This window comes from Vibrio sp. Vb0349 (assembly GCF_033338975.1).
This window is the reverse complement of record NZ_JAWOTS010000002.1, coordinates 329,433-348,675: the sequence shown is the minus strand read 5'-3', so window position 1 is coordinate 348,675 and position 19,243 is coordinate 329,433. Positions and strand designations below refer to the sequence as shown.

Below are 19,243 nucleotides of genomic sequence, written 5' to 3'. Positions count from 1 at the left end.
ATTTGAACGGAATAAGTGACCAAGTCACATTATAAAAAGTGCGCACACAACGAAATTTGTACATCATACTGTTTTTAAGATTGATTTCGGCACATTGATAAATACTAAATATTACTGACATGCACCAGAAGGAAGTTGAAGCCGGATGAAACCTGCCTGCACTCTGTTATTACTCACTTTGCTGAGTTCACCTTTTGTCGTCAGTGCACAAGAAAATATTGAGAAAACATTCACATTTGGCATTGTGTCCAATAAAGCCCAAAGCAAAATCAAAAAAGCGACGCCCCTTACTCAGTATGTAACTGAAAATATGGCTGAATATGGTTACGCAAAAGGGGCGGTAAAGGTATTTAAAAATTATCGTCAGCTCGCGGTTGCGCTTGAAAATGGCACCGTTCAAATTGCAACGGCGACCCCCTTTAATGCGATGACCTTAGAAAAGCAGTCTAATAGCCAAGTCCTTGCTATACGATGGAAAAAAGGCCTGCAAAAATATCATACGGTGTTCTTTACTAATAAAGAGAGTGGCATTGAGTCATTTTCTGACCTGCGAGGAAAAACGCTTGTTTTCGAAAAGCGCACGTCTACCAGCAGCTATTACCTACCTGCGATTACATTGCTGAATCACGGAGAAAAACTCCAATACCTTCCCTCTCCTGATGACAAACCGGCCAAAGACAGTATTGGTTATTTATTCCTTGATGAGCAACTCGCTCAGTCAAATGAAATCAACCTATCTGTATGGGTATATAAACAGAGAGTTGCAGCAGGAGCATTCAGTAACTTCAACTGGAACAATCCCAAAGATTTGCCAGAGAACATGAAAGACAAACTAGCGATTTTTTCTCGTTCTGTTGAAATACCCAGGGATTTAATTCTCGCTTCTCCAAGCATGAGCCTAGAGCAACAGCGTAAAATCACGTCCATACTGCTTGATATGGATACAACTCACGAAGGCTCTCTCGCACTTAAAAAGTTTCAGAACACCAAAAAATTCAGCGCGCTTACTCCAGAAATGCGAGCCTCCTTAAGTACAGTGCGCAAGTCAGTTCACTTGTTACCGAAGGTGGATTGATGTTTCAAAAGCTCTCACTCGAAACCAAATACATTTGCTCGACAATGTTCGTTGTCTTGTTTGTTGTGGTGATAAATCTTGCGTTATACATGCACGGTTACGATGCGTATTCAAATAGCTTAACTCAACAAATCACGAACAACTCTCAAGAAAAAACAGAATCTTACGTTAAGCAAAAAGGGTTGGTTTATGCAGAGCTATTATCAAAACAGCTTTTTGATCCACTCTATACAGACAATATCAGTCAAGCGTATGAGCAAATTAAGGCAACATTGAGCCAGCCAGATGTCTCGAAAATACATGTTGTTGACAATGAAGGGCTAATCTTTCACGACGGCACTACTCAGCTAAGGATGTTTGCCCAACCTCATTACCGCTCTCCTTTTATTTTGAAAGCAATAGAAGAATCTAGAACTCTCGTTTCCTTTTCCAAGCATCAGTTGGAGATCGCAGCGCCGATTCAGCAATCAAACATTACTCTTGGGGCGGTGTATCTTGAGCTTAACTTGATACATCTACTGGAAGAGAAAGAACAGAACATTGAACAAGTCCAAGCGATTACCTCAAACGATAAACAGAAAATGTTTAACTTGCTGCTAACGATCAGTGGGATATCCGTTCTATTCGGTAGCATCATCGCTTATGCTTTGGGGCGGTCGTTAACTAAGCCACTCAAGCAACTAAAAGATCAATTTTCAGAGTCAAATACCCAAGCGCTGCCAGTCACCGATATACAAAGCAAAGATGAAGTGGGAGAACTTATTTCGGCGTACAACAAAATGTCAAACAAAGTGAACCGATACACCAGCCGAGTTGAGTTCATGGCGTACCACGATATTCTGACTTCCCTGCCAAACCGAGAAAAGTTACTCATTGATATTCAAACGCAAATAACTGACCACAAATCCCCCTCACTCGCGGTTGTGTTTATTGACTTGGATGACTTTAAGCACATTAACGATAACTACGGACATAACATTGGGGATAAATTGCTCGGCCATCTTGCTTCAGAGCTTCAAAGCCATTTGCCGAGTTATTTTAAGCCGCTTTACCGCCTTTCTACCATCGTAAGTCGAGTAGGTGCGGATGAATTTGTACTGGCCTTTCCGTGCTCGGACAGTCATGAAGCTACAGAAAAAGCGCACGCTATTCATCGCCAACTACTCTCTCCCTTTAGTTTGGAAGAGAACGATATTCAAATTACGGCAAGCCTCGGAATTGCTGTGTATCCAGAATTTGGTTCAAACGCTGAGTCTCTTTTACAGCTTTCCTCTCTTGCGGCGCAGGAATCTAAAAGACGCGGTAAAGACATTATGACGATATACGACTCCACGTTTGATGAAACGATTAAACAACGTTTATACATAGAACGAGAACTGCGTCGTTCAGTACGTGACTTGTCTCAGTTCGAGCTGTGGTATCAACCACAATTTGATCTAAAAACCTATCGCCTAATTGGAGTCGAAGCATTGGTTAGGTGGAATCATCCCGAGAAAGGCTATATCAGTCCAGAATCGTTTATCCCGATCGCAGAGCAAAGTGATTTAATATTGGAGCTTGGAGAACATATCATTGAGACAGCAGTTGCTCAGCGGGCAATGTGGGCAGAACATTTCGGTACTGATTTTCACATCGCATTAAATTTATCCCCAAGGCAAATCTATCGCCAAGATTTAAGTCAATTATTTTCTAAGTATTTACGACGACATGATGTCGCCCCTCAAACCATTCATGTTGAAGTGACAGAGTCACTTTTTATTGATGATACAGAGAAAGCTCAATATGTGCTTAAAAAACTACAAAGTATCGGAGTGGAAGTTTGGCTAGATGACTTTGGTACGGGGTATTCAGCCCTTGCCTACCTACAACATATGGCTTTTGACGGGCTCAAGATTGATCGTTCATTTATCGCTCAAATCCGAAAAAGCGATCAAGACGATTCATTAGTTCGCGCGATTGTATCCATGGCTCACAACCTAAGAATGAAAGTAGTAGCCGAAGGCGTAGAAACTCAAACTCAACTCACACGAATGGAGTCTCTCCACTGTGACGTCGTACAAGGTTTTTTCTTAGGTAGACCTGTACCTGCCGAGGAATTGATTGCATTTGAATACCAACGAGGGAGTGGCGCTCAAAGCGTCAATCACTTTGCTTAGAACGCCGTTTTGTTAACTATTGCCGCTTAGCGCGTTAGTACTCGTAATGCAATATCGGTCACACTTCCCCCACCTCATTAATATGAATTTTCTCTTAAAATCTAACATCTGAGATAAATAAACTACACTTTTCATATCAACTTCTTGGATATGGATATGCGCGTGGTAGGAATCTTTTCTTGGAACAACCTGTCGGTAAAACAAAAGCTATTTGGGTTGGTTTTGCTGCCAATTTTATTGTTGCTTGTCCTCGCGGGTAAACATGTACAAAGCCTTTCTATCCAGGCTCAGGAACTACAAAAAGCACAGTTATTCTCTGTCTACATCGACCGCGTATCTTCGCTTTATCACCTACCGAATAACCCTGATGTAATAGATAAGCAACTAAAAACTCAGCAGATATCTCAATTGTTACGCGACACCGCTGCACCAGTATTCGGTGAAAACGCTGAGATACTAAACCAGTTGACAAGCTTTGAGGAAGCAACCCTCTCGATGCTCTCTTCGCAAAATCAAGAAGAAAAGTTAGATGCGGCAGAGTGGCGCGCTGATACGTTCAAAGAAATCCTCATGAGCTTAGACAAAGTCTATTTTAGAAATGTGAGTTATGAAACAAACACTCACCTTTCTTCTTTGATGCAACTTGAATGGTTGATGTTTTGGTCCACTGAAGAGCATAGATTAAGCGAATATTTGATTCGATCTTCAGAGGAAAATAACGAGTACGACCTCACAACACAGGCTTCTATCCAATCTTTAATCCAGAACCAACAACTATTTCTAGAGCGTTTTGTGACGCTAAATGCCAATCAACAACAAGTAGATCTGCTCATTGAGACGTTTACGGGTGAAGTCTTTATCAAAAGCCAAGAGTTTCGTGCTTATTTATTGCAACCAGCTCAACTCAAATCATTAACCCCGGATGAGATTGATGCGGGGTTATCTGCACTCAACAAACGCTTATCGTTATTACAAAGTGTTGACGACAAAATGGAACAACAGCTGAGTGATGATATATCAAAGACAATCAACACGACGACACAGCACCGCTTTACCTTTATCGCAATGATGAGCCTTTTAACGCTGTTGGTCGTAAGTTTAACGCTAAGATTGGTGCGAAAAGTTACTGGAAACTTGAATCTAGTCCTCAAATTTCTCAGTAACGAAAGCAATGAACAAAGTAACACTGAAAATTCACCTCTTGCTCAACTAATAAAGGGTAAAGACGAGCTGAGTAAGTTTGCTCGAGAGGTAAAAAAGCTTAGTGATGAGCGGATGTTGTCCAGACTAAAGCTCACACAAGCTAAAGAAGATGCAGAACAAGCAAAAGATGATGCAATTAAGGCGAGTAAAGCCAAAAGTAGCTTTTTGGCCAACATGTCCCACGAGATCCGCACGCCGCTAAATGGCGTTATTGGCATCTCTGAAGTGTTATCCGATACTTCCCTGACTGCCACACAACGCGATTACGTCGACACGATTGAAACCTCCTCCCAACTGCTTTTGAGTTTAATTAATGACGTTCTAGACTTCTCAAAAATTGAATCTGGGATGTTGCTCATTAGCCCACATTCAACTTGTGTTCGAGAGTCTATCTATGACATTGCTTCTATCATTTCACCGAAAGCAAAGGAAAAAGGCATCGATGTGCAAGTCAACATTAGCCGTAACACGCCTTACCACGTAATGTTGGATGACCATCGTATACGCCAAGTTGTCATGAACTTCATGTCTAACGCGGTAAAATTTACCGAACAAGGCAGTGTAGAGCTATCGGTCATCACCCGCGAAATAAAAAATGGTGAAGCGGTCATCGAGTTCTCTGTTAAAGATTCAGGGATTGGTATTGATGCCCAGCAGCAAAAGAAAATATTTGCTCCATTTGCCCAAGAGGATAACTCTACTACCCGACAATTTGGGGGAACTGGACTTGGGCTTGCCATTAGCACGCAATTAGTTGAGCTAATGGGTGGAGAAATTCAACTTGAATCCGAGAAAGGTAAAGGCAGTCGCTTCTTCTTTGAACTAACTGCTCCTGTTGTGACGCAAGAGTTTAACGCTTATCACGCTCTGAATCACAACGATATATGGATTGTATGCAGCAGTACTCAACTAGAACAAAAACTGCGTAACGAGTTAAGTTTTTTCAACATCAATATAACGCAGTCAGTAGATACCTTAAGTGCGTTGCCAACGTGGATTGATAACGAGCGCGTTATCGTTATTCATGTAGAAGCATCACCAAATGCAGCGGCGATGCATATCGATGAGATAGAAAGCCTTTGTAAACGAAACATTCGTGTCTGCCTCATCAAGCACCTTCATAGCCCACAATTCGACTTTAGAAACAGTATCAGCGCCTTGGTCACTCAGCCACTACTAGGGCAGCGCTTAATTAAAGCACTTGAAAGTTGTGCGGCAAATTTCTCGCACGCACAACAAGAGAGCACTTCAGCGCAACATGTTAAATCTCTGCCGAAAATTTTGGTCGTTGATGACAATACGGTCAATCAAAAAATCGCGGGGCTACACGTCACAAAAGCTGGCTTCGACTTTGATGTCGCAGTAAACGGACAAGAAGCGGTTGAGAAATTTCAACAGAATCAGTACAGCCTAATTTTAATGGACTGCATGATGCCCGTAATGGATGGATTTGAAGCCACCCAAATAATTCGTCAAATAGAAGTAAAAGAAAAACGCGCTTTCAGAATTCCGATTATTGCTCTAACGGCAAGTGTGGTCGATGACGATATACAAAAATGCTTTGACGTTGGAATGGATGACTATGTGCCCAAACCGTTTAAAGCAGGGTTGCTTAAAGAGAAGTTAGATAAGGCAATAGGGTTACGCGTTTCCAACACGACGCCTGCTGAACCACACCAAGAGAACACCACCCCCGATAAAACTCATGAACTACCTGCAAGTTCTGAGCAACCAGAAGCAACGGTAACGCCTATTCGCTCCGAACGCATCTTGCTTGTCGAAGATAATAGAGTGAACCAGAAAGTGGCTTCTCTATTGCTATCTAAAGCAGGCTATCAATTCGAAGTCGCAGAAAACGGTCAAATTGCAGTCGAAATGTTCCAAAAAGATGGAAAGTTTGATGTTATTTTGATGGATTGCATGATGCCCATAATGGATGGGTTTGAAGCTTCTAGGCAAATTAGAGCTTATGAAGCGAGTAAAGGATTAACTAAGACGCCCATTATCGCATTAACAGCAAGCGTCGTTGATGATGATATTCAACGCTGCTTTGATTCAGGAATGGATGCCTACGTACCAAAGCCTGTGCGCAAAGAAAAACTGTTGTATCAAATTGAACAAGCAATGTAGGTGGATTCTATGAGTAGAAATCATTCTCGCGTTGCTTTTCCTTTGCGTTACATAAAACGCTATCTGTTTATTCTGATTGCCCTTCTTTCATTAAATTGCCAAGCTCTCGCTGCAGAGAGCTACGCCGTTTTCTCATTTAATGACGAATTCTCTCCGCTCACTGTCAATAAAGCGCGAAAGTTGTACAGAGGGAAGACGCAACTTTTACAAGGCCAGCGAATTGAACTCTCTGACTGGCCTGCGACATCAACAGAAAGAGCTGAGTTCTATCGTTATCTTCTCAACAAAAATTTAGCGCAAATGAACGCGCATTGGGCAAGCTTGTCTTTTTCAGGTAAAGCTAGACCGCCAAAAGTGATTGCACGCTCCAGCATTGATGACCTCATAGCATGGATGCAAGAGAAGCCGAATAGAATTGGTTATGCCCCAACATCGAGCGTCCCTAGTAATGCTCATGTTTTATGTGTGGTTAGCTCGGAGAATTGATATGAAAAAATATTTAACCATGTTATCGCTGAGTATCGCGACCTTTCCGAGCTCAGCCACGATTGAACTAACAGAACAACTTTCTTTAAGTGGTTTTGGCTCTACTTCGTGGGCAAAATCCGATAACCCAACTACGGTACTAGTTAACCGCTTTATTGGCGATGAATCTTGTTTCGATTGCGATACCACTTTCGGCATGCAGCTCGATTATTTTCACAAGGCATTTCGGGCATCCGCACAAGTCGTAAAGCGCCCGCAAGACCATTGGAGCTCGCCTCAGCTCGAGTGGGCGTATTTGGCTTATACCTATAAAAACATAGAAATAAGAGGAGGACGCTTAAGACTGCCACTGTTTTTGATGTCTGAGTACAACTATGTCGGTCACGCTTTTACCCAAGCCCGCCCACCGAATGAGGTATATGACAGCATTCTAGGTATCACGGCTTATAACGGCCTATCTGCACGCTGGATTCATGACCTTAATGAGCAAGTCGTACTTACCGCCATGCCGTTTGTCGGGTTTAAAGACAATAGTGACGTAACCATCAATGAACGTACTGAATTGGAAATTGAGTCAAACAACACTGCAGGGATGAACTTAACGCTAAGCGGAGAGAGCTATCGTTGGAATTTTTCCTACCTCCACGGCGATTATGATCAAACAACGACGCTCTCTAACATTGAGCAGTCCACTCCCGGTGGCGGAACCACAATCATTGACCGTCTAGTTGAAACAGAAAAAAACAACACGATCGATCTGTTTTCTCTAGGGTTAAGATACGAGCTCGATAACATTGTGATTATGGCAGAAGGACAGACCAGCAATCTTTCCTCATCTTGGTACGCGACAACAAGTTATAATGTAAAAAAGTTGACTCCTTATATTGTTTACGGTCAGCAGTTTAATAGTCGGGATAAAAAAAGTGGAGACAGTTTCTTACTCGGATTGAGATACGACCTAGATTACAACGTTTCCCTAAACGCAGAATGGCAAAGGTTCAACGCCTACAATAATAGCTCTGGCGCGTTTTCATCAGCCCCAAAGGATGACAGTGCGAGCCTTTATACGCTAATGCTCAACTTCGTTTTTTAATGTTTCTTACAGTACCAATTTCCACAACGCTAGGGGCTGTTGCATTAAGAAGGCTTTTTGCAACACGTAACTAAACGCTAAATGACTGAAAGGGGTAAAATCGAACAGTTCAGATAGATAAGTGGCAATCCAAACATAGACAAAGGTTACTCTATTTCGGTTTGTTTTGATTGTCTTTTAACCGCTTTTCTTTGCGTCGCAGTGCCCGGAAAAACTTTGACTCTTCGTGGTACCAACCAAGGACACTAATTGGAAAGCCCACGAGCATCATAATAAAAACATCCGCAGGGAGTTGTTCCCAAATGTCGCTTAAAGAATGCAGCTCTCCAAAAATGAACAAACCGATGACTTTACCAAGCAGTAATGCACAACAAATCATAAAGAAGGACTTTAATATATAGTGCCATTTGCCTTTTTTACGCTCTTCTCTCCAATAGGCATACTTATATTGTCGATCGTACATTCATCCCCCTAAAGTAAACTTGCCGTAAGTTTAAGCATCTCGATAGCGTAAAGTGCGTTGGCACCTCTTTAATCATAGTGCGTATCTAAAGTGAATGCTTGTCGTGGCAATAAGAAGGAGATGTATTCTGTAGTAAGAGCTACATAATCTCTGAACGTTATATGTCTTGTGTAATTCGGATGATGCCTGATTTTGCTTATCGCTAGTGTTTTCTGAACACCCAAATCGGGCCGATGAGTAGAAACTGTAAATCCTCAAAAAACGACGGTTTTTTACCTTCAATCTTGTGACCGATAAATTGCAATATCCACAATACACCAAACAAGAGCATAGAAATATGCAGAACGGGCAACATCAATACCTCTAGAGACCAAATAAGGCCAATGCACGCTAATGTGTAGCCGATCATCATCATGAATACGCTCAGAGACAAACGAAAATAGAAAACCCAAGTGGGGATCACTGCTACCCAAACCCAATTAAGTTCGAAGCCTAATAATGATATCTGGGGAATCGACCAAATAAGTCCAACCACAGAAAGGTAGATACCTGGAACTGCGATTGTGTGAATCTTTTGGTTGACAGGGTTTTGGTGACTCTCCCCGTATTCTTTTAGCCATTCAGATAATGCTCGCATATCATTCCCCTTTTCCACCTTCTTATTCTTATATAGCCCGAGGATGAAAAAGGTGCGAATTTTTCCGTAAAGGCTACGAGCAACGAGCGACAAAACAACAGAGGCCAGTGCGTTGCCGATTACTCACCAAGCAACGCTCGTTGTGCTTTCGGCAGCTTGGCAACGACAAGAGCATAAGAGCGTTCACACAAGTCTTGAATCAACCCATCCTCGACATCACCGTTAAAATAAACCGTTATCCAATGACGCTTATTTAAGTGATAACCCGGGATAATGTCCGTAAACTGCGACGTTAAGACTTCTCCATCTTCTGGTTTTACTTTTACGCTGACATACTCCCGACCGTTTCTCTCTGCAATGATGGCAAACATCTTGCCTTTGATTTTGTAAACAACCGCTTCAGGCCCAAATGGGAAATCGCTTTCTGCACACATGAAGGTACTTAAGTATTGTTCTAGTTCTTTGCTTTTCATATCCCCTACCTCCTTCTGCGTTCTCATTCAAATTGTGGCAATAGCAATTTTAACGCCTGGTTAACCTGCGCTTTTTCATTGCCTTCTAAACCATGCAATAACGATTGCTGAACGTCTACATGCTCCAAAATTAGCTTGTCAATTAAGGTTAAGCCTTGCTCTGTTAGTTCAACGGTGACGCTACGTCGGTCTTCTTTACTATGGGTTCTGGTAATAAACCCTTTCTTCTCTAGTTTATCTAAGCGATTAGTCATCGCACCCGAAGTGAGCATCATCGACTCTATTAACGCTGAGGGAGTAAGACAATATGGTGAACCAGCTCGACGCAGTGTCGCTAACACATCAAATTCACCCATTTTCAGATCGTACTTCTTATGTAGCTCGGCGACCCTAGATTCCATGTGTTTTGCAATTCGCATTAGTCGACCCATTATTGCCATCGGTTCAGTGTCGAGGTCTGGCTTCTCCCTAGCCCACTGCTCTACCACTCTATCAATTGCATCCATTATTTCTCTCCAAACATCATATGTTTTTTATTTTAACATAAAGATACTTTACAAAAAGCCACCTTGCCGATATCGTTACATTTAATTATCTCTACATAAAGATATTTAACATGAACATTTTACTTGCGATGATTCCTGCCTTTTTTTGGGGGACGACTTACGCTGTTACTCAGTTTACTCTACCGGACTGGCCTCCCGTTTTACTTGGCGCTCTAAGGGCACTGCCTGCGGGTCTTTTGTTGCTGGCAATAAAGCCCTCGTTTCCAAAAAGAAGTGAGTGGAAGGTGCTGCTTGTTTTAGGAACCATCAACATCGCTTGCTTCTTTGGTCTCATTTTTGTCATGGCGTTGACGCTTCCTTCTGCCATCTCTGGTGTTGGTATGGTTTCGGTCCCCGTTTTTGCGATGCTGTTTGGTTGGGCGGCCTACAAACGTCAGCCTAGTGGCATTCAAGCGATAAGCGGCGCAACTTTGATTGCTTTAGCTTGGTTCTTATTTGATCCTAGCTCTATTTCTCTCGAACCCGTGGGCTTACTTGCGATGATCTCCGCCATTATGTGCATCGTGATAGGAAGTAGCGTAACAAAGTCACTAGGTACAAAAATGCACTGGTGGACAGTGCTAACATGGCAGCTCATTTTGGGTGGCGTGATTATGTCTATCGCAACAAGTGTGCTGGCGATAAACAATCCAGAGCCATATGTTACAGTCGTTCAGGACGTATCCATGACGAATATTCTAGGGTTACTGTGGGTAATTATTCTGAACACCGCATTAGGGTATGGCATGTATGTATGGTTATTACAGCGGATGTCGGTCGTAGATTTTACCTTTGGTGGTATTGCAAACCCAGTCGCAGGCATTGTTTCGGGCCTACTGCTATTGGGGGAAACGTTCACTCCTCTGCAATACAGCTTAATGCTGGGAATGATCGTAATGTCATTACTACCTCAGCTCATTACGTCAATCAAAACGAAAAGAGCCGCACTCTCCTCCTAAGTAACGTTAATTCCTAACACTCTAGGAGTAATGAGAGTGTTAGGAATCCTCAAGTGTGAGCCTACCAGCAGAAATCAGCGCTAACCTAGGAAACTGGCACCTTTAAAGCTGTTATGACGTTATGGCTATTAAGCGCTTGCAAGGTTAGTCAGGGGCTCTGGTTTAGCGTAAACATAACCTTGAATAAGGTAAATCGCATGCTGAGCCAGATATTCGACTTGAGCCTGGCTCTCTACACCTTCTGCAATCATCTCACATTCCGCTTTGTTCGCTGCAGACACAATTGAGTCCAGCACTTTCAATTTTTGGTCGTCAGATCCTATTGGATCAATAAACATCTTATCCACTTTTAAACATCGGATGCCCAAATCTTGTAGGTAAGAAAAGCCACCATATCCGGTACCAAAATCGTCAATTTTGAACTTGTAGCCTTTATTCGTTAAATACAAAATCTCTTTTTTCGCGGCCTCAGTGTCTTTTACTGGTATTCTCTCGGTCAACTCAAAATGAATTCTATTCGAGATTGGCCAATTTAACTCCGACAGCAACTTCGTTAATACGCCTGACTCTAAATGGGAGGAAACAATATTGATGCTGACCCACGTATGCTCGGGTAAGTCACTTAAGTCTTGTATGATTTTACGAATAAGCTGATTGGTCATCGGGATAATCAGGCCACTTTCTTCTGCAGCACCAATAAACATATTTGGTGGCACCATTCCATCACGCCGCGACCATCGAATCAGTGCTTCGTATCCTACTGTCTTACCATCGCGACTATCGACAATCGCCTGGTAGTAAGGAATAAATTCTGCATTACTAATCCCATTTTCAATTAGACCAGTAATGGATTTTCTCAAGCTTTTACCAGATATGTATGCAAAGGCAGTCGCAAGACCAGCAAGCACACTTACAAGACCGCCCCACAAAAGTACTCTTTCCTGAGCATAATTTTTAAGTTTTTCACCGCTGTATATCTTTATGAGCATGTTGGCTTGAGACTCTCCTGAAAAGAAAAACTCTTTTGAGAGTGCGTTTTCTTCTCCTGCAATATTCGCTTTGCCACGGCTTATCGTTAAATCACCAAATATTGGTTCATCATACTTAAACTCTACAAATAGGCAGTCTTTGCAAGGCGTTTTTATTACCTCGTTAACCCAACTGTTATCAAGCACCCAGAAGACTTCAACGTGTTCATTATCATAAATGACCATCCACTCTATTTGGTCATTCTGTTGCGGCAAAATAAGTGATGCGAAAAAGTTTTCATCCATCTGAAATCGTTCACTACTAGATGGGCGAGACACTTCACTACCAACCGTGGAACACTTTTTACCGCCTTCTGTGGTCATCGCAATAAAACGAATGTAACGGTTATAAAAACGTGGGTCGCGTAAAGTTCTTACATCACTATCACTACAAGTAAAATCTAACTGAGCAATCTGCTTCACTATTGCTCCGTCCAAATAGGCAGACCTTTGATTTAAATAATCTACGTAAGCATCTATTTTCGACGCTTTTACCGAGTTGACGTAAAAGTTGGTTATCGAATGAAAGGCCACTACAAATATGGCGATGGGAACTAAGCCGAGTAAAGTGGCATACCTTGTATTCTTTGTTATCAAAGTTCGTCCTGCTAATCTGTCAAGCAACCTAAGTGGGATATGAATACTATCTCATTTTTATAGTCCAAAAAGTGAGGAATGACGCTCAATAAAATGATAGGCTCAAGTGGCTTTCAGATGTCGGGATTTAGAATGTGAGCACCAAACCACATTCGAGGGGAACAGAGTAGCGAATAAGTGGAAAGTAAGAACGAGCCCAATTGTTAAGTCATCCGTAATAAAAGTGACGACTTGGAGCTTGAGCAATACTTTTTAGATAGGCAGCAGATACGCTAAAAAACAAAAAGGAAACGATTGATGCCAACCGCTTCCTTGATTTGTTATTGTTATTTAAAAGCGCGTGAATTACGCCACTTCAAGAATCACTTTTTCCAACTTATCTAAGCCTTCGTTCAGTACGTCAGATTCGATGGTCAGTGGAGGCAACAGACGAATCACGTTCGCTTTTACCCCACAAGAAAGCAGGATAAGACCATTTTCTTGCGCTTTAGAAATCACCGATTTGGTCATCTCTTGTAGCGGCTTACCTGATTCTGGGTCAGTAAATTCAATCGCCATCATCGCACCCGTAGTACGGATTTCACCAATAGCAGGCACAGATTGTTGCAGTTTGGTCATACGTGCATTGACCACTTCACCGATGCCCATCGCTTTAGCACACAAATCTTCTTCTTCGATGATTTTCAGCACTTCAAGACCAGCAACACAACCAAGTGGCGAGCCCGCATAAGTGCCACCTAAACCACCAGGCAGTGCGGAGTCCATTACATCCGCTTTACCAACTACCGCTGAGATTGGGAAACCACCAGCAATGCCTTTCGCCATTGTCATTAGGTCTGGTTCAATGCCTAGGTACTCTGTTGCAAACATTTTACCGGTACGAGCAAAACCCGTTTGGATTTCATCGGCAATCAGCATAATACCGTGCTTATCACACAGCTGACGCAAGCCTTGTGCAAACGCTTCAGGTGCTTTGTAGAAGCCGCCCTCACCTTGCACTGGCTCGAAGATGATCGCCGCAACGCGTGAAGGTTCGATATCGCAAGCAAATAGATCGTCGATCGCTTGTAAGCTTTGCTCCACACTGATGCCGTGGAACGCATTTGGGTACGGCGCGTGGTAGATTTCGTTCGGGAAAGGACCAAAGCCCGCTTTGTACGGCGCAACTTTACCAGTTAACCCCATCGTCATGTTAGTACGACCGTGAAAGCCGCCTTTAAATGCTATCACGCCGCTACGACCCGTATGAGCGCGCGCTACTTTCACTGCGTTTTCGACCGCCTCGGCGCCAGTGGTTAGAAAGATCGCTTTCTTCTTAGTCTCACCTGGTACAAGTTCTGTCAGCTTTTCTGCCAGCTCAACGAATGACGCATACGGCGTAACCATCGCACACGTGTGCGAGAAGTTATCCAACTGAGCTTTTACCGCTTCACTGATACGTTTGTGAGAATGCCCGGTGTTAGTTACCGCGATGCCCGCTGCAAAGTCGATGTATTTGTTGCCTTCGATATCCCATACGTAAGCGTTTTCTGCTTTCTCGACGTAAAGTGGGTATAGTGCGCCCATGCCTTGAGCGATAACTTGGCTTCTTCTTTCGTGTAGTTGTTGGTTTGTCATTGTTTTGTCCTTAATTAGTTGCCGCCAAAGCAGAGATATTTCACGTCCATATATTCATCGATACCTTGTTTTGCTCCTTCGCGTCCGATGCCGGACTGCTTAACACCGCCGAAAGGAGCGACTTCAGTAGAAATCATGCCTTCGTTAATGCCAACCATGCCGTATTCGAGCGCTTCTGCGATTTTCCAAACACGGTGAATGTTTTGGCTGTAGAAGTACGACGCGAGACCGTAGATGGTGTCGTTCGCCATTTCGACTAGCTGTTCGTCGCTGTCAAAACGAATCACTGGCGCGACAGGGCCAAAGATTTCCTCGGAAACAATCTTCATGTCGTGAGTAACGTCTTTGAGAACCACTGGCTGCATAAATAGACCATCGAGCTTTTTAAGCTCTGAAACCGGCTTCGCGCCTTGCTCGATAGCACCATCAATAAGCGTCTGAATGCCTTGCTTCGCTGACTCGCTGATCACTGGACCAATGTTGACCCCCTCTTCCAATCCGTTACCAACTTTGAGCTGCTGAACCGCAGCGTCAAACTTAGCAACGAATTCGTCATACACTTTGCTGTGTACATAGAAACGGTTCGCACAAACACACGTTTGGCCTGCGTTACGGAACTTCGAAGCCATCGCACCCGCCACGGCTGCATCAATATCCGCATCATCGAATACGATAAACGGCGCGTTGCCACCGAGCTCCATTGAGGTACGTTTAATGTCCGCCGCGCTTTGCTGCATCAACACACTACCAACGTGGGTAGAGCCAGTGAAAGACAACTTACGAATCAACGGATGCGAAGTGAAGATAGCGCCTACCTGACGTGAATTTTCACCCAGAACCACTTGCAGCACATCGCGTGGGATACCCGCTTGATAGGCAAGTTCTGCCACCGCAAATGCAGACAACGGCGTGGATTCAGATGGTTTTACGACAAAACTACAGCCTGCTGCTAAAGCTGGGCCTGCTTTGCGCGTGATCATCGCGATTGGGAAGTTCCAAGGCGTAATCGCACTGGCGACACCAATTGGCTGTTTGATGGTCACCAAACGCTTGTCCGCACTTGGGGCAGGAATCGTCTCACCGTAGGTACGTTTCGCTTCTTCAGCAAACCATTCGATAAAGCTCGCGCCGTAAAGCACTTCACCTTGAGCTTCAGCCAGCGGCTTACCTTGCTCTAACGTCATTAAGCGGCCTAGGTCGGCTTTGTTTTCTAACAGGAGTTGGAACCAACGATTGAGCATGCCAGCACGCATTTTTGCTGGCAGTGCCGCCCATTCTTTCTGCGCCACACTGGCGCGTTCAATGCCATTTAAAATGTCGTTTTCGGTTGAGACTGGTGCGTACCCGAGGAGTTCTCCGGTCGCCGGATTAGTCACTGCAATGCCCTGTTGTGGATTCGCTACCATAAACGAAACAAGGGTTTGGTTTTGTATCTGTTGCATGGTCATTCCTTTTGACAACTCATCATCGCCGCTAAGCCAGCGGCGAGTTTATGTTTAAGCAGGGATCTGCTGCGTAATACAGTGAATGTTCCCTCCGCCGAGTAGAACCTCTCTCGACGGTATCGCGATGATTTGGTATTCCGGCATCGCGTTTTGCAAAATATCGATCGCCATAGCGTCGGTCTCTTCGTCCAGCATCGGCAAAAACACATGGCCGTTGACGATAAGAAAGTTCGCATAAGAGGCACTTAGGCGTTCGCCAGCTTGTCGACTCATTCCTGAACTGGCGTCAATGCCATTGGCTTCGCGCTCGCTATAATGCAACGGCCCCGGTAATGGCAAACGGACAATTTCAATCTCGCGCCCTTTCGCATCGTGCTGAGATTTCAGTACTTGTTCCGCTTGACGAGACAACGCGTATTGCGGATCGCTTGAGTCATCGGTCCAACTCAGTACCACCTTACCCGGTGCGATGACGTGCATCAGGTTGTCAACATGGCCGTCTGTTTCGTCATTGAATAAACCATTTGGCAACCAAATGATTTTTTCGATGCCGAGATACACCTTTAACTGCTCTTCGATTTGCACTTTGCTCAATTGCGGATTTCGCCCCGGACTAAGTAAGCACTCTTCTGTGGTGTAAAGGGTGCCTTCACCATCGGTGTGAATCGCCCCACCTTCAAGTACAAACGGAGCACGGTAATAATCAATACCGATGATGTCGCACACCGAGCCAGCGACAAGGTCGTCCTGCTTCCAGTTGTCGTAAAGCCCGTTGTATTCGCCGCCCCACGCGTTGAATTGCCAACTAATCCCACGGCGCTCGCCCGCCTGATTCACGAGCACGGTCGGTCCAATATCGCGCATCCACGCATCGTTAAATGGGATTTCCACCAAACGTACGTCTGAATGGAGCATTTGACGCGCTCGGTCAAAGTTGTGCGAGCATACCGCCACGCACACCTTGGTCACTTCCGCGATTAAGTTCGCGATTCTGGCAAAGGTTTCTTGCGCGGGTAATGCGTCATCACGCCAGTTGTCTTTCCTTTCTGGCCACGCTAGCCAAACTTCACTAACCGGCTGAAACTCAGCCGGAAAATAGAAGCCATCTTGCGCTGGTGTTGTCGATAACTTCATTTTAATGCCTCTTTAAACAGCTAGTTTTCCAACGCTGGTGTAAAGGTCTGGACGACGGTCGCGGAACAAGCCCCATGCGTGACGCGCTTTCGCTGTCGCAGCGAGGTTAATTTCTGCGTAAATGATGGTTTCACCTTCACGTGGTGCTTCGGCAATTTTTGCGCCAGTGTGGTCAGTGATAAAAGAAGAGCCGTAGAACGTGGTCTCGATACCATCATCGACTTCAGTGCCCACTCGGTTTGACGCAATCACTGGAACGAGGTTTGCTGCCGAGTGACCTTGCATTGTACGTTGCCAGTGGTCACGTGAATCCAGTGTCGGATCTTGAGGCTCAGAACCGATTGCAGTTGGGTAAAAAATCGCTTCCGCGCCGTGCAGAGCCAAGCTGCGTGCAAGCTCTGGAAACCATTGGTCCCAGCAAATGCCAGCACCGAACTTACCGAACTTGGTTTGCCACACTTTGAAACCGGTATCGCCAGGGCTAAAGTAGTACTTCTCGCTGTAGCCCGGGCCGTCAGGAATGTGTGACTTGCGGTAGTTATCTAGTACCGTACCATCGGCATCAATCATCACTAGCGAGTTAAAAAACGTATTGCCCGCTTTTTCAAAGTAGCTGACAGGAATCACCACGCCGAGCTCTTTAGCCAACGCACTCATCTCTTTAATAAGACGACAATTCTCCGTTTCTTCTGCAAGCTCGAAATACTTTGCTTCTTGTTTTTTGCAGAAGTAAGGCGCAGCGAACAGCTCTTGCGGAAGAATCACGTTCGCACCGTTTTGTGCTGCTTCACGAATCGCCTTTTTTGCTTTGGCTAAGTTATCTTCCAGATCCCAGCTTTTCGTCAGTTGAAGGGCTGCAAATTTCACTACTTTGCTCATTGGATATTCCTTATCTCTTAAATCGCCAGTTTGTCACGTAGGTTATAGTAAGCCGCGCCCATTGCCGTAAACGGAATTTGGAAGTGGCGGCCCCCCGGGAAGGAGTAATGTTTCAGTGCAGCAAACGCGTCAAAGCGTTCTGCGTGTCCGGTCAGAGCTTCGGCCAGCAACTTACCTGCTAGGTGAGTACACGTTACACCGTGACCGCTGTAGCCTTGTAGGTAGTAAATGTTGTCTGCAAACGAGCCAAATTGCGGCATGCGTGAGTAAGTCAGCAAGAAGTTACCTGTCCAGGTGTAATCAATCTTGATGCCTCTCAATTGTGGGAAGACTTTTTCCATCTTCGGACGGATCAGTGCTTCGATGTTTTCTGGGTCACGTGCTCCGTAAACCACACCACCTCCGAACAACAAACGCTTGTCGGCGGTTAAGCGGAAGTAGTCAAGCAAGTAGTTACAGTCTTCAACGCAGTAGTCGCTAGTCAGCACTTGTTTTAGCTGCTCATCACTCAAAGGCTGAGTCGCCACCACTTGTGTGCCGCACGGGATCGCTTTGTTGCTGATGTTTGGTGCCAAACCACCAAGGTAGGCGTTACCTGCCAAAACCACGTACTTGCTCTTCACGCTGCCTTGCGCTGTTTTCACTACTGGGTTAATCCCTTTGTCAATCGATACGACCGCCGACTGTTCGAAGATTTGGCCACCCAGAGAAATAAACGCAGCGGCTTCACCTAACGCGAGTTTAAGCGGGTGAATGTGACCACCGCGCATATCCAACAAGCCACCAGTGTACACTTTGGTCCCTACCGCTTGTTCTACTTCTCCTGCGTCAAGCAGAGTCAGTTGGTCGTTGCCGTAACGCTCCCAGTTCTTCTTATGTTCTTCTAGCCCTTTGAGTTGTTTACTGTTCAGTGCCGTGAACAAGCCGCCTTGCTTGTAATCACAGTTGATGTCGTATTTGTCGATCAGACCACGGATGATATCGCCGCCTTCAAAAATCATATCGCACAGAGCTTTGGCTTGGTTTTGGTCGTAACGGCTTTCAATCACGTCAACATCTCGGCTGTAGCTGTTAACGATTTGGCCACCGTTACGACCAGTTGCTCCAAAGCCCACTTTTGCGCTTTCTAGCACAACAACTTTAAAACCTTTTTCTGCAAGGTGTAGTGCAGAAGAAAGACCAGAAAATCCCGCACCGACTACACACACATCGCACTCGATGTCGTTTTGCAACTGTGGGTATTCCGGCATGTTTGGCACAGAGTGCGCGTAGAACGAATCCGTATGCTTGTTCATAGAACTATTCCTTTATTTATCGTAATCG

General features: G+C 44.6%; 16 protein-coding genes. 6 read left to right on the top strand and 10 right to left on the bottom strand.

All coding sequences use genetic code 11. From position 1 onward, the window contains the following. Positions 1-145 precede the first annotated feature (145 nt). The 5 genes from R7Q47_RS04875 (at position 146) to R7Q47_RS04855 (ending at position 8,143) form a co-directional block, all read left to right on the top strand. A complete protein-coding gene (locus tag R7Q47_RS04875; protein ID WP_213886336.1) occupies positions 146-1,075 on the top strand; it encodes a phosphate/phosphite/phosphonate ABC transporter substrate-binding protein in 930 nt (309 codons plus the stop codon). Then, positions 1,075-3,231 (top strand): GGDEF domain-containing phosphodiesterase, encoded by a 2,157-nt coding sequence (locus R7Q47_RS04870; RefSeq protein ID WP_213969546.1) that lies wholly within the window; start codon positions 1,075-1,077, stop codon positions 3,229-3,231. The genes R7Q47_RS04875 and R7Q47_RS04870 overlap by 1 nt, the downstream gene beginning before the upstream one ends. A gap of 156 nt (positions 3,232-3,387) precedes the next feature. Next, positions 3,388-6,564, top strand: coding sequence for a response regulator (locus tag R7Q47_RS04865; RefSeq protein WP_213962583.1), 3,177 nt, complete (start codon positions 3,388-3,390; stop codon positions 6,562-6,564). A gap of 9 nt (positions 6,565-6,573) precedes the next feature. After that, positions 6,574-7,050, top strand: coding sequence for a hypothetical protein (locus R7Q47_RS04860; protein ID WP_017633987.1), 477 nt, complete (start codon positions 6,574-6,576; stop codon positions 7,048-7,050). Between the two features lies 1 nt (position 7,051). Beyond that, positions 7,052-8,143: a hypothetical protein gene (locus R7Q47_RS04855; protein ID WP_064353870.1), complete on the top strand. Its 1,092-nt coding sequence runs from the start codon at positions 7,052-7,054 to the stop codon at positions 8,141-8,143. A gap of 151 nt (positions 8,144-8,294) precedes the next feature. Here R7Q47_RS04855 and R7Q47_RS04850 read toward each other — a convergent pair whose 3' ends face one another. The 4 genes from R7Q47_RS04850 to R7Q47_RS04835 form a co-directional block, all read right to left on the bottom strand. After that, positions 8,295-8,606, bottom strand: a complete 312-nt coding sequence (locus R7Q47_RS04850) for a hypothetical protein (RefSeq protein WP_054577887.1) — start codon at positions 8,604-8,606, stop codon at positions 8,295-8,297. Positions 8,607-8,808: 202 nt separating this feature from the next. After that, complete coding sequence (locus R7Q47_RS04845) at positions 8,809-9,243, bottom strand: DUF962 domain-containing protein (RefSeq protein ID WP_154204638.1); 435 nt, start codon at positions 9,241-9,243, stop codon at positions 8,809-8,811. Between the two features lie 119 nt (positions 9,244-9,362). After that, positions 9,363-9,716, bottom strand: coding sequence for an MmcQ/YjbR family DNA-binding protein (locus R7Q47_RS04840; RefSeq protein ID WP_005377801.1), 354 nt, complete (start codon positions 9,714-9,716; stop codon positions 9,363-9,365). A 23-nt stretch (positions 9,717-9,739) separates the two neighbouring features. After that, complete coding sequence (locus R7Q47_RS04835) at positions 9,740-10,222, bottom strand: MarR family winged helix-turn-helix transcriptional regulator (protein ID WP_053350391.1); 483 nt, start codon at positions 10,220-10,222, stop codon at positions 9,740-9,742. A gap of 110 nt (positions 10,223-10,332) precedes the next feature. Here R7Q47_RS04835 and R7Q47_RS04830 point away from each other — a divergent pair, with 110 nt between their 5' ends. Next, positions 10,333-11,220, top strand: a complete 888-nt coding sequence (locus tag R7Q47_RS04830) for a DMT family transporter (protein ID WP_318088665.1) — start codon at positions 10,333-10,335, stop codon at positions 11,218-11,220. 128 nt (positions 11,221-11,348) lie between these two features. Here the strand turns inward: R7Q47_RS04830 and R7Q47_RS04825 are convergent, their stop codons facing one another. The 6 genes from R7Q47_RS04825 to R7Q47_RS04800 form a co-directional block, all read right to left on the bottom strand. After that, positions 11,349-12,671 carry an EAL domain-containing protein gene (locus R7Q47_RS04825; RefSeq protein ID WP_195723099.1) on the bottom strand — a complete coding sequence of 441 codons (1,323 nt, stop codon included), beginning with the start codon at positions 12,669-12,671 and terminating at the stop codon, positions 11,349-11,351. A 519-nt stretch (positions 12,672-13,190) separates the two neighbouring features. Beyond that, a complete protein-coding gene (gabT, locus tag R7Q47_RS04820; protein ID WP_154204640.1) occupies positions 13,191-14,462 on the bottom strand; it encodes a 4-aminobutyrate--2-oxoglutarate transaminase in 1,272 nt (423 codons plus the stop codon). A 14-nt stretch (positions 14,463-14,476) separates the two neighbouring features. Then, positions 14,477-15,904 carry an NAD-dependent succinate-semialdehyde dehydrogenase gene (locus R7Q47_RS04815; RefSeq protein WP_213962584.1) on the bottom strand — a complete coding sequence of 476 codons (1,428 nt, stop codon included), beginning with the start codon at positions 15,902-15,904 and terminating at the stop codon, positions 14,477-14,479. Positions 15,905-15,958: 54 nt separating this feature from the next. After that, positions 15,959-17,041 (bottom strand): agmatine deiminase, encoded by a 1,083-nt coding sequence (gene aguA / locus R7Q47_RS04810; protein WP_248487562.1) that lies wholly within the window; start codon positions 17,039-17,041, stop codon positions 15,959-15,961. A gap of 12 nt (positions 17,042-17,053) precedes the next feature. After that, positions 17,054-17,920: an N-carbamoylputrescine amidase gene (gene aguB, locus R7Q47_RS04805; RefSeq protein ID WP_248487560.1), complete on the bottom strand. Its 867-nt coding sequence runs from the start codon at positions 17,918-17,920 to the stop codon at positions 17,054-17,056. Between the two features lie 17 nt (positions 17,921-17,937). Continuing rightward, positions 17,938-19,215, bottom strand: coding sequence for an NAD(P)/FAD-dependent oxidoreductase (locus R7Q47_RS04800; RefSeq protein ID WP_193837422.1), 1,278 nt, complete (start codon positions 19,213-19,215; stop codon positions 17,938-17,940). Positions 19,216-19,243: the final 28 nt, after the last annotated feature.